The organism is Streptomyces sp. SCPE 10 (assembly GCF_051980735.1).
Taxonomy (GTDB): domain Bacteria; phylum Actinomycetota; class Actinomycetes; order Streptomycetales; family Streptomycetaceae; genus Streptomyces; species Streptomyces misionensis.
On sequence record NZ_CP197069.1, the window covers coordinates 7,046,562 to 7,062,582 of the forward strand.

The window sequence follows — 16,021 nt, forward strand, 5'->3', positions numbered from 1 at the left end:
TTCCGGCGGGGCGGCCACGCACGGTCGTGGCCGCCCCGCCGTGTGCACGCGCCGCCCCCCGGCCCGAGACCCGACGGCAGCCGGCGCTGTCCCCGGGGCCGACGGCCGTCCGACCTGCGGGTGTGTCGCATGGGGGCGGAGGCGCGCGGGTACTCGGGCGCCGGCGACGCAAGGAGGGTGATGAGCCCATGGCAGGCGGCGACGATTTCTACTCCAAGGACCGGCCCGAACACCCTCGGATGGAGGAGGACCGGCCCCGCGGCGGCGGCCCCGAGGACCGGCCGGGCACCGGGCACCGGCACGTGGTGCTCTGGTTCGTCGTGGCGGTGGTGGTGATCCTGGTCCTCTTCTTCATCTTCATCTGAGCCATGGGGCCCGGGGCACTCCCGCTCCGAGGGGCGACATAGAGCGAACCTCATAACGGATGTAGATCCGACATTTACCGTATCCCTGTTACCTGGGGGTATGGATCCGTGGGTGGGCGATGAGGCGTGGCCGGGCGGAGGGAGCGCGTCGTCGTGGGGCGGGGCGCCGCTCACCGCACAGGAGCTGCGGGAGTACGCGGCCGAGATCGGGTCCCTCGGGCTCGTCGACTCACCCGAGCTGCGCTTTCGCCGCTACCGCGACGGACGGCTGCTGCTCGTCGGAGCGGGGGGCCCGGGGGGCCCGTTGTCCGCCGCGCTGCTGTCGGGCGCGCTGCGGGCCGGATGCCGTGACATCGGGGTTCTGGGTGCCGACCCCTTCGACCCCGGCCTCGCCACGCTGGTCGAGCGGGCCCGGCGCGACGGCGCCCAGCGCGTCCGGCCCGGACCGGACCTCGACCTCGAGGCGCTGGGCGCCGTGGACGTCGTCCTGCACCTGTCCGGCTCGGTGCGCGAACTTGCGGCGACGGCCGAACGGTGCGCCGCCGCCGGGGTGTTTCTCGGGCAGGCGCTGATCGGCGACGACGAGCTGTGGACCGGGCCGGTGGGCCCCGCCGCGCGTACCGCCGTCGCGTCGGCGTGGCGGCGGCTGCGGGGCGTCCCCCGTCCAGCCTCGGCGGCGGACTCGGGCCGGCCCGCCGAGATCGCCGCGGGACAGCTGCTGCGTGCCTGGTTCGCGTGCGCGACCGGCACCGCACGGCCGGCGGGCCCCCCGTACCTGCTGCGCACGGAGCTGCCGCACGGGACGGCCGTCCCGCACCGGATCCTGCCGCTGCGCGCCGGACCCGCGGCGCCGGGGGTCACCGAGGCCCGGGCCCGGGCGGCGTTCCTCGGCAGGCAGGGCGGCGAGGCCGTCGACGGCGGCGAGCTGTGCGCGCGCGCCGATGCGGTGACGGACCCGCGCACCGGACTGCTGGGCACGACACGGTGCGAGGAGATCACGCTGGGGGCGGGCTCCCGCTGGGAGTGCCGGACGGCCGTCGCCGACCCTCTCGGGGCGCGGCCCGCCGGGACGCCCGACGTTGTGGTGACCGGCCATGGCGAGGACCGCGAGGCGGCGCGAGTGCAAACGTTGCTCACCGCGCTCGCCGCCTACGGGGCGCTCGCCGCCCACGGCTGCCGCGTCGCCCGTGCACGGGACGACGGCGCCGACGCCTGGGGCCTGGACCTGGTGACCGGAGCGCTGCGCAGGATCCCCGCCCGTCATGCCCATCCCGCCCCGGCCGGCGGGGTGCCCTACCGGCCGCCCGTTGGCGCGGCGGCCGGGCTGACCTGGGCGCACGCCGTGGAGGCCGGACTCGTCCAGCACTGCGAGGAGTTGCTGACGCGACGACTCGCCGACCGGACGACGCGCGTGCCCCGGCTGCCCCTGCCGGCGGACGAGGCACCCGGCGCCGCCCACCCGCTGTCCCTGCTGCGCGCGCTGGGCGAACCGGTCGCCCACGACCTCTCCGCTCTGCTGTCCGTGCCGGCCTGCGGGATCCGGCTCGGCTCCCGCACGGCCCTCGCGGTCGGCGCCACCCCGGCCGAGGCCGTGCGGACCGCGGCCGAGCGCGCCCTGCTCGCACAACGGCTGCCCGCCGGGGCCGTACCGGCGATCACACCGGAACAGGAACGGCCCGCGGAATTCTTCCCCGGCCCCAGGGGGACGGCCGGGCGGCCGCGCTTCGCCGAGGCCTTGCGCGCCCAGGGCAGAACGCCGGTGGCGGTGCTGCTGGACCACGATCCGGAGGCCGTGGTCGTGCTCCCGTACGTGGTGCAGGTGATCTTGACGGACGAGTGAGGGCCTGGCTTCTTCCCGTCACTTCATGGCATATTCGTAAGCCTGTTCACCGGATACTCGGACGTCGTCTGGTGGCGGTGCGTTACGGGGGCGCGTCCGGTGAATAGGAAGGCCGGTTCGTGGCGGAAGCCATTGAGTTCGCCGTGCTCGGAACGGTGCGTGTGCACCGGGACGGGCAGGCACTGGACATCGGATCACCACAGCAACAGGCACTGCTCGTCGCCCTGTTGCTGCGCTCGGGCAGAGTGACGCCCTCCGAGGAACTCCTCGCGTCCGTCTGGGGCGAGGAGGCGCCGAGTTCCGCGCTCGCGAGCGTGCGCACCTACGCCTGGCGGCTGAGACGGGCCCTGGAGAAGGACGCGGCCACGCCCGAACTCCTCGTCTCCCAGCACGACGGCTACCGTCTTGCCGTCCCGCCGCTGGCCCTGGACGCCGACCGCGCCGAACACCTCGCGGGTCACGCGCAGCGGGCGCGGGCGGCCGGGGACGACGAGGTATGCGGCCGGTTGCTCACCGAGGCCCTGGACCTCTGGCAGGGCTCCCCGCTGACCGGGGTGCCCGGGCCGTTCGCCGAGCAGCAGCGCTCGCGGCTGACCGAGCTGCGGCTGGGGTTGCAGGAGGAACTCTTCGAGTGCGAGCTGCGCGCGGGCCGGCACAGCTCGCTCATCCCCGACCTGACGGCCTTCATCCGGGAACACCCGCTGAAGGAACGGCCGTACGCGTTCCTGATGCGGGCGCTGTACGCCTCCGGACGGCAGGCCGACGCGCTCGCCGTGTACACCCGGGCCCGTGACGTGCTGGCCGAACAACTGGGCGTCGACCCCGGCCCCGAACTCACCGCGCTGCACGAACAGGTGCTGCTCGGCGATCCCTCGCTGCACACCCCGGCACACGAACCCGAGGCGATCCGGGCGGCCGGCACCGAGGAGGCGAACCAGGCGGTGGCGGCCGTACCGGCGCCGGTTCCCCCGCGCCCCGCCCAACTGCCCGCCGACACCTCGGACTTCACCGGCCGGGCCGGGCACGTGGAGCACCTGTGCCGGGTCCTCAACGTGGCCGGGCGGTCCTCGCTCGCGGTCGTGGTGGTCAGTGGTATGGGCGGGCTGGGCAAGACCACGCTGGCGCTGCGGGTGGCCCATCGGGTCAAGGAGAGGTACCCCGACGGACAGCTCTACGCGGACCTGCGCGGCAGCGGACTGGAACCCGCCGACCCGGGCGCCGTGCTCGGCAGCCTGCTCGCCACGCTGGGCGTGCCCGCCCACACCCTGCCGGCCATGACGGAGGACCGCGCGCGGCTGTTCCGCACCCTGCTCGACGGGCGGCGGGTGCTGCTCCTGCTGGACAACGCCCGGGACGCCGCGCAGGTCGCGCCGCTGCTGCCGGGCTCCGCCGACTGCGGTGTCCTCGTCACCAGCCGCACCCGGCTCGTCGGGATCTCCACGGTCGCCGCCGTGGCCCTCGACGTGTTCGACACCGAGGAGGCGGTCGGGCTGCTCGCCGCGATCGCCGGCCCCGAGCGCGTCGCCGCCGAGCCCGACGCGGCGGGTGAGCTGGTGAGGGCCTGCGGCAATCTGCCGCTCGCGGTGCGCATCGTCGCCTCCCGGCTCGCGGGCCGGCCCCGCTGGCAGCTGGCGACCATGACCCGCCGGCTGGCCGACGAGCAGCGCAGGCTCGGCGAATTACGAGCAGGCGACCTCGCGGTGGCCGTGGCCTTCGAACTCGGCTACCGCCAGCTGCCCGAGGACCAGGCGTGCGCCTTCCGGCTGCTCGCCCCCGTGGCCCGCGCGAGCATCGGCCTGGAGGCGGCGGCCGCGGCCCTCGGGCTGGACGAGGAGGACGCGGAGGAGAGCCTGGAGTCGCTGGTGGACGCCGCCATGCTGGAGGCCCCCCAGCCCGGCCGCTACCGCTACCACGACCTGGTGCGGGCCTACGCGCTCCAGCTCGGACCGCCCCCGGCCGACGACTGCCCGGAGGCGGGCGTCCCGGTCCTCGCCCCGCTCCTGGAGCACCTGGTGGCCCGGGCGTGCGCGGCCTTCCAGTGCATGGTCCCGGGCGATCCCGCCGACATCTTCCGCACGGCGGCGTCCGAACCGGGTCCGCCCTTCGCCGGCATGGCCGACGCGCTGGACTGGGTGAGCACCGAGTTCGAGTGCGTGACCAACGCGGTGACCCTGGCCGCGCACGGCCCGGCGGCCGCAGAGCACCGGACGCTGCGCCTCGCCGCGGACCTCCTGGTCGCCCTCAGCCCGTTCGGCAAGGACATCGCCTACGGCGAACTCGCCTCGGCCGCCGAGCACTTGGCCGAGACCGCGGCCCGGCGCGGCGACGACTACGCGGCCGGGCGCGCCCGGTTCGTCTGTGGCAACGCGGCGCTCCAGAACGCCCGGCTGGAACAGGCGGAACTGATGACCCGGCTCGCCACCGAGTCCTGCCAGCGCGCCGACGACGTGGTCATCCTGCGCCAGACGCTGAACGACCGGGGGCTCATCGCGCAGTTCCAGCACCGCTACGCGGAAGCGGAGCGGTGCTACGAGCAGGCGATCGAGCTGGCACGGGAACTCGGCCACCGCTCGGGCGAGTTGGTGACCACGCTGAACGCAGCGCAGGCGGCACTGCGCAGCGGCCGGGCAGAGGAGGCGTTGCGCGTCTGCGACGAGACGCTGACGGCGCTGCGCGAGGTGGCGGACCACTACGGCATCGCCTACGCACTGTACGTCCGGGGCATGGCCCTGCACGAGCTGGGACGGTACGCCGACGCGGTCGCGAGCCACACGGAGTGCCTGGACATCTGCGACACCTGGCAGATCCGAGGGCAGGAGTCGCAGGCCCGCTTCCGGCTCGCCGAGACGCTGCGGGTCATGGGCCGGGGCGACGAGGCGCTGTGGGAGGCCGGTCGGGCGCTGACCCTGAGCGAGCAGCGCGGCGCCGACCGGGACCGGGGGCTCGCCCTGCTCGTCCTCGGCTGCACGCTGGCCGATCTCGGTGAGCGGGAGGAGGCACTGGCCCGCGCCCGGCAGGCGGCGTCCGTGCTCGCCCGGCTGGGACTGCCCGACGCCGAACACGCGGCGGACCTCGTGGCGTCCCTCTCCACCCCGGAGTGAGCGACGGCTCCGGGGCCTCCAGGACGTGCCCGCGGAGCTCTGCCTGCGCACAGAGCTCCGCAAGAAGCCCATACGAGATCGGTATGAGATCCGTACAGAGACCGGTATGAGATTCGTATAGACGTCCGCATAGACGTCGCGTAGATGCCGCTGCCGCGGTGGGGATCGAGGCTATATCCGGCGAATATCCGGTGTAGATCACCGGTTGGCAGAGTTCCGGTCACGAGCAAGTACGCCGAGCGAAAGCAGACGTGACGATGTCTTCCAGCCATTCCTTCGCCGTGCGCACCACCTTCGCCGCCGCGGCCGCCATGTCGGCGCTTCTCCTTACGGCCGGTGTCCAGCACACCGGGCCGGCCGCCGGGTTCTCCCTGAGCGTGCGGGCCGACGGCACCGGCCAGCCCGAGGCGTCGGTCCCCGACGAGTGGAACAGCAGGGGCTGAACGGGGCCCGGATGGACCGCCGGAGGGGGATTCCGACGGCCCGGAGCGACGGTGACGGACACAACGGGGAGATCATGAAGAGCAGCAGTTCCACGACGCTGGCCCAGCCGGCGGTGGCCGAGATCGTACGCAGCGCACGGACCAGCCGCGGGGTGAGCCAGCAGGACCTCGCGAGGAGATCGGGGATCGGTCTGCGCACCCTGAGAGAGATCGAGCGCGGCCGGGTCCGGGACCCGCGCACCGGGTCGCTGCGCGGCATCGCGCGCGCCCTCCAGGAACCGGAACTGCTCGCCCGGGTGGGCGAGGCGCAGGACGGCACCCGCGCCCGCACCGGTGCGAACGAGCCGCTGGTCCTGCGGATACTGGGCCGGCTCTCGGCCTCCCGCGGCGGCGGGGAGCTGGCCACCGGGACGCCCAAGCAGCAACTGCTGCTCGGCCTGATGGCCCTCCAGCCCAACCGGGCCGTCGGCCGCGACGAGATCATCGACGTCCTGTGGGGCGACCGGCTGCCGGACTCCTTCGGCCAGCTGATCCACACCTACGTCTCACGCATCCGCAGACTGCTGGAGACGCACCATGAGCCGGGCGCAGACCGCATGTCGGTCGTGCGGCGCGGGACCGGCTACGAACTGCGGGCCGACGACCCCGCCACCCTCGACGTCCTGGAGTTCGACCGCCTCACACACGCGGCCGAGTCCGCGCGGGCCGCCGCCGACCCGGCCGCCGAACTCGCCCTGCTCGGCGACTCGCTGCGGCTGTGGCGCGGACGGCTGCTGGAGGGGATGCCGCCGGCGCTCCAGCGGCACCCGGTCGCCGTCGAGCGGTCCCGGCGGCGGGTCACCTCCGCGCTGCGGCTCACCGACCTCGCCCTCGCACGGGGGCAGTACGAGGAGGCGCTGGTCCGGCTCGAACCCATCGCCCGCGAGGAGCCGCTGCACGAGGGGCTGCACGCCCGCCTGCTCACCGCGCTGGCCGGATCGGGCCGCCGGGCGGAGGCGCTGGAGCTGTACGTCCGCGTCGACCGGCGACTGCGCGAGTGCAGCGGCATCGGTCCCGGCGACGAACTGCGCGGCGCCCAGATGGCCGTGCTCCGCGAGGAAGCCGGACGCTGACGGACGGGCACGCGGCCGGCTCCCGGCGCCCGCTCACGCGTCCCGGCGCCGCAGCACGAGCCAGCCGCCGGCAGCGGCCACCACGGCCCAGACGACCATCACCAGGAAGCCGGTCACCGGACCGTAGGGCGCCGCCGCGTCCAGGTGCAGCCGCAGCGGGTACTGGCCCGCCCGGTCCGGCAGGTACCAGGCCAGGTCGCGCAGCCCCGGGATCTCGGCGAGGACGGGGGAGACCAGGAACAGGAACGGAACCAGCAGGCCCATGGCGAGCGTCAGGCTGCGCAGCATCGCGGTGATGCCCATGCACATCACGGCCAGCACCGGGAAGTACAGCGCGCCCGCCACGACGGCGCGCACGGTGCCCGTGTCCCCGAGATGCGCGCCGTGGCCGGCGAGCAGCCGCTGCGAGACGAGGAACGTACCGGCGGAGGCCACGACCCCGGCCACCAGCGACAGGGCCGCCCCCGTGGCCAGCTTGGCGCCATAGAACAGCCCTCGCCGGGGCACGACGGCCAGGGAGGTGCGGATGGTCGCGGTGCTGTACTCGTTGCCGACCACGAGCACCGCGAAGGCGATTACCATGACATGGGCGAAGAAGATGCCGTAGTAACCGAGTTGAACCGGGTCGAAGGTCCTCGCCCCGGCGTCGGCGGCGCTGACCGAGCCGCACACGCCCGCGCCGATGCCGATCAGCAGCAGGGCGGCGAGCGGCAGTGTCCAGACGGTCGAGCGGACCGAGCGGATCTTCGTCCACTCCGAGTGGAGAACGGCGTTGACCGACATCCTCAGGCCACCTCTCCCAGGGGTCGCGCCACGTATTCCATCGCGTCGGAGGTCATGCGCATGAAAGCGTCTTCCAGAGAGTCCTCGATCCGGGTCAACTCCAGCACGGGGGCGCCCTCGTGAGCGGCGATCAGCCCGATCTCGTCGGTGCTCGCGCCGTACACCTCGAAGCCGTCGCCCGCGGTGCCCTCCACCCGGAGCCCCTTGCGGCCGAGGGCCTGACGCAGCCGTTCGGGGTCGGCGGTGCGGACCCGCACCCGGCCGCGGCCGTGCTCCTCGGCGAACTCCGGCATGGACACATCGGCCAGCAGCCGGCCCCTGCCGATGACGACGAGGCGGTCGGCGAGCAGCGCCATCTCCGCCATCAGATGGCTGGAGACGAACACGGCCCGGCCTTGGGCGGCGAGGTCCTTCAGAAAGGTCCGCAGCCAGCGGATGCCCTCCGGGTCCAGGCCGTTGACCGGCTCGTCGAGGATCAGCACCCGGGGATCGCCGAGGAGGGCGGCGGCGATGCCGAGCCGCTGCCGCATGCCGAGCGAGAAGCCTCCGACACGCCGCTTGGCCGCCGGGGCGAGACCGACCTGCTCCAGCACCTCGCCCGCGCGGTGGTCCGCGATGCGGTTGGCGCGGGCGACGCACAGCAGATGGTCGCGGGCGGTGCGGGCGGGGTGCACGGCACCGGCGTCCAGGAGGGCGCCGACGTGGCGCAGCGGCTCCTCCAGTTCCGGATAGGCACGCCCGAGGACGCGGACCCGGCCCTCCTGCGGGCGGTCGAGACCGAGGATCATCCGCATGGTGGTCGACTTGCCGGCCCCGTTCGGACCGAGGAAACCGGTCACCAGGCCGGAGCGCACCTGGAAGGTCAGCCCGCGCACCACGGTCCGCTCACCATAGGCCTTGACCAGGCCTTGGACGTCGATCGCGGGTGGGTCCTGGGCACCGGCCGGGGAAGTGCTGTCGCTGCTCATGCCACCGAGCGAACCATCACGCCGCCGCCACCGGATCCCCCGGCGGCGGGAACGGCGTCCCCCCTGAGAGGGAGACGGCGGGGGACCGCGTCGTGCATCTGAAGCTCTACGCCGCCCTGACCAGGGGCGCCACCTACTCCCGCGCCCTGCACGTGCTCATCGGCGCGGCCGTGGGACCGGTGTGCGTCCTCGTCTACCCGGGCTTCTCGCCCTCGCTGCCGACGACCCTGGCCGCTGCCGCCGTGGTGCCGGTGCCCCTGCTGCTGCTCCTCGGCCTGGTGCCCGCGGTGCGGCACGCCGAGGGGCTGCAGGCCCGGATGATGCTGGTCCCCTCCAGCGAGGGGCAGATCGGGCTCGCCCCGGCCAGGGGCCTGGCGGCGGGCTGGCGCACCGGTGTCTGGCTGGTCGTACGCGCCTGGTGGGGACTGCTGGTCGCCAGCGTCCTCGCCCAACTGCTGTCCGTCACCGGTACGTTGGCCACCGTGCCCGCCCTCGAACGCACCAGCACCGTACTCGGCGTGCAGATCCGGGGCGGTCCGGGGCGCACCTGGGTGCTGGCCCTCGTCCCGCCGGCCCTGCTGCTGATCGCCGGGGTGGTCATCGGCGCCGGACAGCTCCAGCTCGCCGTCGCCAGAAGACTGCTGGGTCCCTCCACGGCCGAGCGGCTGGCCGAGGCCGAGCGCCTGGCCGACGAGCTGCTGGCGCGCAACTGGCTTGCCGCGGAACTGCACGACTCCATCGGGCACGCCCTGACGGCGACCGTCCTCCAGGCCGGTGCCGCCCGCGAACTCATCGATGTGAACCGGGACTTCGCGATCCGTGCGCTGACCTCCATCGAGGAGACCGGGCGCCGCGCCATGGACGACCTCGAACGCACCCTCGGCCATCTGAAGGAGGCGGAACGGCCCGCGGCCCGCACGGCCCGGCCCACCCTCGCGGACATCGGCCAGCTGCTGGAGGCCAGCCGGGCGGCCGGAGCCACCGTGCGGTCCCGCACCGCCGAGGACGTCGCCGTCGTGCCCGGGGTCGTGTCCCGGGAGGCGTACCGCATCCTCCAGGAGGCGCTCACCAACGCGATGAAGCACGCGCCCGGCGCCCCCGTGGACGTCGTCCTCGACCTCACCGACGAGCACGTCGACCTCTGCGTGACCAACACGCTCGTGCCCGGCACCCGGCGGGCGCACGGCACCGGCAAGGGGCTGCGCAGCCTGCGGGAGCGCGCCGCGCTGCTCGGCGGCCGGGCCACGGCACGGTCCGAGTCCGGGCGCTGGATCGTCAGCGCGCGCCTTCCCCTGCGGCTGGAGTCATGACCACGATGCCCATCTCCGTCCTGCTGGTCGACGACGAGGAACTGGTCCGGGCCGGCATGGCCGCGATCCTCGGCAACAGCCCCGACATCACCGTGGCCGGCGAGGCGTCCGACGGCTCCGAGGTGATCGCTCTGGTGCGCCGGCTGCGCCCGGATGTGGTCGTGATGGACGTCCGGATGCCCCGGGTCGACGGCATCACGGCGACCCGCGATCTGCTGGCCGCCGTCCCGGAACCGCCCCGGGTCCTGGTGATCACCACGTTCGAGCACGACGACTACGTCTACGAGGCCCTCAAGGAGGGAGCGTCGGGCTTCCTGCTCAAACGCTCCCGGCCGGCCGAGATCGTCCAGGCCGTGCGCACCGTGGCCACCGGGGACTCGGTGCTCTTCCCCGCCGCCCTGCGCACCCTGGTCTCCGGGCGCCGGAGGCCAGGCTCCGGCGACGCCCTGGCCCGTGCCCAGCTCACCGCGCGGGAGGCGCAGGTGCTGCGGCTGATGGCGCGGGGCATGTCCAACACGGAGATCGCCGAGGAGCTTTTCCTTGGAGTGCAGACCGTGAAGACCCATGTCAGCAGCACCCTGGCCAAGCTGGGCGCGCGCGACCGCACACAGGCGGTGGTGATCGCCTACGAGTCCGGGTTCATCGAACCACGGTGAGCGGCGGGTCAGCCGGTGATCTCCTTCAGCCGGGCGACGACGGACGCCTCGCTCTCGCCGTCCCGCGGCACCGGCACGACCTGGAGGTGGGTCACGCCCGCCTCGCGGTACGCGGCCAGCCGGTCCCGCACATAGCCTTCCGGGCCGCAGATCGTGGTGGCCTCCAGGAGCGCGTCGGGGACGGCGGCCGCGGCCCCCGCCCGGTCGCCCGCCCGGAACAGCCGCTGGATGGTCTCCGCCTCCTTCGCGTAGCCGTAGCGGGCGACCAGGTCGTGGTAGTAGTTGTGACCGGGGGCGCCCATGCCCCCGATGAACAGGGCGAGTTGGCCCCGGGCCAGCTCCCGCGCGCGGGCGGCGTCCGGGCCGATGGCGAGCAGTCCGCCGGCCGAGATCCGCAGCGGGCCGAGCCGCGGGTCGCGGGCGGCCGCGCCGGCCCGGAGCGCCGGCCCCCAGACCTGGTCGCACCACTCGGGCACGAAGAACATCGGCAGCCAGCCGTCCGCGGTCTCGGCCACCATCCGGACGTTCTTCGGGCCGAGCGCGGCGACCCACACCGGGACCGACGGGCGCACCGCAGGGGTGAGCAGCCGCATGGGGATGCCGAGGCCGCTGCCCTGCCCCTCGGGCAGCGGCAGCCGCACGGACGCGCCCTCGTAGCTCACGGGCTTGTCCCGCTTCCAGAACGCCCGCATCACCTCGATCGTCTCGCGGGTGCGGGTGACCGGGGCGGTGAACGGCACCCCGTGCAGGCCCTCGACGACCTGCGGACCGGAGGAGCCGAGCCCGAGGTGGCAGCGTCCGCCCGAAAGGGCGTCGACACCGGCGGCGGTCATCGCCAGCAGCGCGGGGGTGCGGCTGTACACCGACAGGATGCCGGAGCCGATCTCCACCCGCTCCGTGCGGGCGGCGAGGAAGCCCATGAAGCTGGGCGCGTCGTAGCCGTACGCCTCGGGCACCCAGATGAGATCGAGCCCCGCCCGTTCCAGTTCGGTGACCTGCGCCGCGGCGCCCACGATGTCGCCGTCGTACTTGAGCTGCATGGAGATCTTCATGGCAACGACTCCGATCGGAAGGAGGGGCGCGGGTCAGCGGGTGCGGGCGGCGGGGGTGCCCAGGCGGGTCAGGGCGCCCTGGGCGATCAGCTCGCGCACCCGGAACTTCTGGACCTTCCCGGAGGCGGTCAGCGGCAGCGCGTCCGCGGTGAACCACAGCGTGGGGACCGTGTGCGGCGACAGCCGTTCCCGGCAGCGTTCTGCCAGCAACTCCGGGTCGGGCAGCGCCTGTTCGCCCGACGAGGGCAGCAGCACGGCGGCGACGACCTCGCCCCAGAGATCGTCCGGGACCCCCACGACGACGGCGTCGCGCACCCCGGGCAGCGTGCTGAGGAAGGTCTCGATCGGACCGGGGGCGATGTTCTCCCCGCCGCGGATCACGAGGTCGCCGAGCCGGCCCTCGATGCGCAGGGCACCGGTGGCGTCCATCGAGCCGAGGTCGCCGGTGCGCACCCAGCCGTCCGCGTCCACCTTGCGCGCGGTGGCGGCGGGATCGCCGTGGTAGGCCAGGAGTTGCTGGTAGCCGCGGGCGCAGATCTCGCCCACGACGCCCAGCGGCTGGACGCGTCCGGTGTCCGGGTCGACGATCTTGCAGGAGGCGTGCGGCAGCGGCCGGCCGACGGTGCTCGTCTTCTCCTCGGCGCTGTCGCCGGGCCGGGTCAGGGTGAGCACGGAGGCGAGTTCCGTCTGCCCGTAGAGGTTGAAGACGGTGGTGGAGAACAGCTCCTCGGTCTCCGTGATGAGCTGGGCGCGCACCGGGGCGGCGCCGGTGAGGACCGCGGACAGCCGGACGGGTGCGCCGGTGGCGGCCCGCGCGGCGTTGCCCAGCGCGGTGAGGATGGTCGGCACGCTGGTCAGCACCGCGCCGGGGGAGCGGCGCAGCACCTCCAGGAGGACCGCGGGCTCGAACCGCTCCAGCAGGGTGAAGGTGCCCCCGCACCACAGCGGGCCCAGGCAGGAGATGACGGCTCCCGCGGTGTGGAACATCGGCAGCGGCGAGACCACCGTCGCACCGTCCCGGACGCCGAGGCCCTCGAAGGTCAGCCGGGCGACGTTCACCACCGACCGGTGGGACAGCAGGACGGCCTTCGGAGCGCCGGTGGTACCCGAGGTGAACTGGATCTGCGCGGGCACACCGGCCGCGACGATCTCCTCCCGGGAGGGCAGCGGCGCGCTCCCGCGCAGCGCTCCGGGCTCACTCAGCGACAGGACGTGCCGCAGCCCGGGCAGACCGGCCGCGACGGTGCGGGCCACCTCGGCCATGTCGTAGTCGCGGCTGCGGTCCGCGTGCAGCAGCACCTGTGCCCCGGAGGTGCGCAGGGCGTGGTCCAACTCCTCGGCGCGCAACGCGGGGTTGAGGGTCACCAGGGTCACTCCGGCCAGCGCGGCCGCGTACTCGATCACCGGCCACTCCGGCACGTTCGGCGCCCACAGCGCCACCCGGGCGCCGAGGCCGACGCGTTCGCGCAGTCCGGCGGCGACGCCCTCGGCCTCGGCGAGCAACTGGGCGTAGGTCCGGCGGCGAGGCGTCCCACCGCCCTGCGGGACCGATTCCAGGGCGATGCGGTCCGGCCGCTCGGCGGCGACCTCGCGCAGCAGGGAGCCGACGGTGTGGGAGGAGAGCGGGACGGTGGTGTCCGCCGGCCGGAGCGACTCGAAAAGCGCGGGGTCGGCCGGTGGTGCGGTGATCGTGCGCATGGGCGGGCTCTCCTCGACGGGTGCGGACGGCGCTTCTCGGTGCCGTACCGAGCCAAGCGGCAGCGCGCCCCCGACGGATCCCCCGGCGGCTGGAAGCGGCTCCCTCCCGGGAGGGAGCCGGTGGGTGGAGGCAGCTTGCGTCCAGTTCCCGTCCAGGGCCCGGCCGCGGCGCGTCGGTAGCGTGCACCCGCGTGTGCGCCCTCGGTGGGTGCGCGGCGAACGGGAGGTGCGATGGGCGGGGACGCGACGGCGGACCGGGGGCCCGGGATGGCCGGGCTGCGGATCCTCGATCTTTCGAGGCTGCTGCCGGGCGGGTTCGCCACGGTGCTGATGGCCGACCTCGGCGCCGATGTGATCAAGGTGGAGAGTCCCGGCGGCGGCGACTACGGGCGGCTGGTGGACCCCGTCACGTTCGCGGCCCTGAACCGCAACAAGCGGTCGGTCGTCCTCGATCTGCGGGACGCGGCCGGGCGCGAGACGCTGCTGCGGCTGGTGGAGCGCTGCGACGCGGTCGTGGAGAGTCACCGGCCTGGTGTGCTGTCGGGCATGGGGCTCGGCTACGAGCGGCTGCGGGCGGCGAACCCGCGGGTGGTGCTCTGTTCGATCACCGGTTTCGGGCAGACCGGCCCCTACGCCGGCCGGCCCGGCCACGATCTCAACTTCCTCGCCCTGTCCGGGTTCTTCGCCGTGCCCCACCGCCCGGGGCAGTCCGTCGACCGGGTCGGGGTGCGGGTGGCCGACCTCGCGGGCGCGATGTACGCGGCGCTGTCGCTCACGGCGGCGGTCGCCGCGGCCCGGGAGTCGGGGGAGGGCCAGCACCTGGACGTGTCGCTGCACGAGGCGGCGGCCGGCTGGGCGGGACCGCTGGCCCTGCCCCTGCTGGGGCTGGCAGATCCCGCCGACAGCCCGTTGGTCACCGGCGACAACGACCTGTTCACCGTGGCCGACGGCGGGCGGATCGCCCTGGCGACCTTCGAGGACAAGTTCTGGCTGGTGTTCCGCGAGGCGTTCGCCGGCGAGTTCCCCGAGCTCGACGACGACCGGTACGACCGCCGCGCCGACCGCACCCGGGCCCGCACCCGGGTCGCACAGCTCCTGCGGGACGTGTTCGCCCGCCGGGACCTCGCCTGGTGGTGCGCCCGGCTGGCCCCGCTGGACCTTCCGTGGGCGCCGGTGTACGAGACGCCCGGGGAGTTCCTCGCGGACGAGCATGTCGCGGCCCGCGACCTGGTGGGCGTCCTGCCGGGCTCGCCGCACGCGGAGCCCCGCCGGCAGGTGCGGTTCCCGGTGCGCTTCGGCGCCGGCCTCGACTCGCTGCGCCGCGCCGCCCCGGCGCACGGCGAGCACACCGCCGAGATCCTCGGCGAACTGGAACGAGAACGCGAACGGGAACGCGCACGGGAACGCGAACCGGAACCCGCACGGGAAGAACGGGAACCGGCACGGGAACAGGAGCCGAAGCGATGAGCGACGTCCGCGACCGGGCCGCGAGCGGCTTCGCCGAGACCACGGAGCGGCGGGCGCTGCGCGAGGCCGTCGCCGCCTTCGCCCGGGGCCGGGGCGCCGGTGCCACGGCCCCGCGCGACCCCGAGGAACTGTGGGCCGAGGCAGGGAAGTTGGGCTACCTCGGGGTCAATCTGCCCGAGGAGTACGGCGGCGGGGGACAGGGCATCACCGAGCTGTCCATCGTGCTGGAGGAACTGGGCGCCGCGGGCAGCCCGTTGCTCATGCTGGTGGTCTCGCCCGCGATCTGCGGAACGGTCATCGGCCGTTTCGGCACCGCGGAGCAGAAGCGCCGGCTGCTGCCCGGGCTCGCCGCCGGGACCTCCCGGATGGCGTTCGGCATCACCGAGCCGGACGCGGGCTCGAACTCCCACCGGCTGACCACCACGGCCCGCCGGGACGGCACGGACTGGCTGCTGACCGGCCGCAAGGTGTTCGTCTCCGGAGTGGACGAGGCCGACGCGACCCTGGTCGTCGCCCGCCGCGCGGACGAGCGCACCGGCCGGCTCAAGCCGTGCCTGTTCGTCGTCCCGCGCACGGCCCCGGGTTTCGAGTTCCGGCAGATCGAGATGGAACTCAGCGCACCGGAACGGCAGTTCCAGCTGTTCCTGGACGAGGTGCGGCTGCCGGCCGACGCGCTTGTCGGCGACGAGGAAGCGGGCCTCCGGCAGCTGTTCGCGGGCCTGAACCCCGAGCGGATCATGATGGCCGCGTTCGCGGTGGGCATGGGCAGGTACGCCCTGGCCAAGGCGGTCGACTACGCCCGTACCCGCCAGGTGTGGTCGGCGCCGATCGGCGCGCACCAGGCGGTGGCGCACCCGCTGGCCGAGGTCCACATCGAACTGGAACTCGCCCGGCTGATGACCCGCAAGGCGGCCGAACTCTATGACGTCGGCGATGATCTGGCCGCGGGCGAAGCCGCGAACATGGCGAAGTACGCCGCCGCCGAGGCGGGCGCCCGCGCCGTCGACCGGGCGATCCACACCCTGGGCGGCAACGGGCTCACCGCCGAGTACGGGCTCGCCTCCCTGCTGGGCCTCTCCCGGGTGGCGCGGATCGCCCCGGTCAGCCGGGAGATGATCCTCAACTTCGTCTCCCACCACACGCTCGGGCTGCCCAAGTCCTACTGATCCACCGGTTCCGGCACGACGAGGCCCCGCGATCCGCGGGGCCTCGTCGTGCGAGTGCGG

General features: G+C 74.2%; 13 protein-coding genes. 9 read left to right on the plus strand and 4 right to left on the minus strand.

Features of this window, described 5'->3' with window-relative positions; translation table 11 throughout:
- Positions 1-188 precede the first annotated feature (188 nt).
- From ACSP97_RS32265 to ACSP97_RS32285, 5 genes are all read left to right on the plus strand, one after another.
- The gene (locus tag ACSP97_RS32265; protein WP_355150626.1) at positions 189-365 is read left to right on the plus strand and encodes a hypothetical protein; all 177 of its coding nucleotides are present in this window, start codon (positions 189-191) and stop codon (positions 363-365) included.
- Between the two features lie 112 nt (positions 366-477).
- Positions 478-2,205, plus strand: a complete 1,728-nt coding sequence (locus ACSP97_RS32270) for a hypothetical protein (protein ID WP_440555530.1) — start codon at positions 478-480, stop codon at positions 2,203-2,205.
- Positions 2,206-2,324: 119 nt separating this feature from the next.
- Positions 2,325-5,306, plus strand: coding sequence for a BTAD domain-containing putative transcriptional regulator (locus ACSP97_RS32275; RefSeq protein ID WP_440555532.1), 2,982 nt, complete (start codon positions 2,325-2,327; stop codon positions 5,304-5,306).
- A gap of 257 nt (positions 5,307-5,563) precedes the next feature.
- Positions 5,564-5,749, plus strand: a complete 186-nt coding sequence (locus tag ACSP97_RS32280; RefSeq protein WP_355150620.1) for a hypothetical protein — start codon at positions 5,564-5,566, stop codon at positions 5,747-5,749.
- A gap of 74 nt (positions 5,750-5,823) precedes the next feature.
- Complete coding sequence (locus ACSP97_RS32285) at positions 5,824-6,861, plus strand: BTAD domain-containing putative transcriptional regulator (RefSeq protein WP_355150618.1); 1,038 nt, start codon at positions 5,824-5,826, stop codon at positions 6,859-6,861.
- Positions 6,862-6,894: 33 nt separating this feature from the next.
- On the opposite strand, the gene ACSP97_RS32290 is transcribed toward ACSP97_RS32285, so the two are convergent.
- Positions 6,895-7,644 carry an ABC transporter permease gene (locus ACSP97_RS32290; protein ID WP_440555535.1) on the minus strand — a complete coding sequence of 250 codons (750 nt, stop codon included), beginning with the start codon at positions 7,642-7,644 and terminating at the stop codon, positions 6,895-6,897.
- A 2-nt stretch (positions 7,645-7,646) separates the two neighbouring features.
- Positions 7,647-8,612 (minus strand): ABC transporter ATP-binding protein, encoded by a 966-nt coding sequence (locus ACSP97_RS32295; RefSeq protein WP_355150614.1) that lies wholly within the window; start codon positions 8,610-8,612, stop codon positions 7,647-7,649.
- Between the two features lie 92 nt (positions 8,613-8,704).
- Between ACSP97_RS32295 and ACSP97_RS32300 the strand changes: the two genes are divergently transcribed.
- Positions 8,705-9,922, plus strand: coding sequence for a sensor histidine kinase (locus ACSP97_RS32300; protein ID WP_435642529.1), 1,218 nt, complete (start codon positions 8,705-8,707; stop codon positions 9,920-9,922).
- Positions 9,923-9,927: 5 nt separating this feature from the next.
- The gene (locus ACSP97_RS32305; protein WP_355150825.1) at positions 9,928-10,578 is read left to right on the plus strand and encodes a response regulator transcription factor; all 651 of its coding nucleotides are present in this window, start codon (positions 9,928-9,930) and stop codon (positions 10,576-10,578) included.
- Positions 10,579-10,586: 8 nt separating this feature from the next.
- Here the strand turns inward: ACSP97_RS32305 and ACSP97_RS32310 are convergent, their stop codons facing one another.
- Positions 10,587-11,630, minus strand: coding sequence for an LLM class F420-dependent oxidoreductase (locus tag ACSP97_RS32310; protein ID WP_355150610.1), 1,044 nt, complete (start codon positions 11,628-11,630; stop codon positions 10,587-10,589).
- A gap of 33 nt (positions 11,631-11,663) precedes the next feature.
- Positions 11,664-13,328 carry a class I adenylate-forming enzyme family protein gene (locus tag ACSP97_RS32315; protein ID WP_440555537.1) on the minus strand — a complete coding sequence of 555 codons (1,665 nt, stop codon included), beginning with the start codon at positions 13,326-13,328 and terminating at the stop codon, positions 11,664-11,666.
- A 231-nt stretch (positions 13,329-13,559) separates the two neighbouring features.
- Here ACSP97_RS32315 and ACSP97_RS32320 point away from each other — a divergent pair, with 231 nt between their 5' ends.
- Both ACSP97_RS32320 and ACSP97_RS32325 read left to right on the plus strand, forming a co-directional pair.
- The gene (locus ACSP97_RS32320) at positions 13,560-14,795 is read left to right on the plus strand and encodes a CaiB/BaiF CoA transferase family protein (protein ID WP_440555539.1); all 1,236 of its coding nucleotides are present in this window, start codon (positions 13,560-13,562) and stop codon (positions 14,793-14,795) included.
- Entirely contained in the window at positions 14,792-15,961 is a 1,170-nt protein-coding gene (locus ACSP97_RS32325; RefSeq protein ID WP_358269862.1) for an acyl-CoA dehydrogenase family protein, read from the plus strand. The genes ACSP97_RS32320 and ACSP97_RS32325 overlap by 4 nt, the downstream gene beginning before the upstream one ends.
- Positions 15,962-16,021 lie beyond the last annotated feature (60 nt).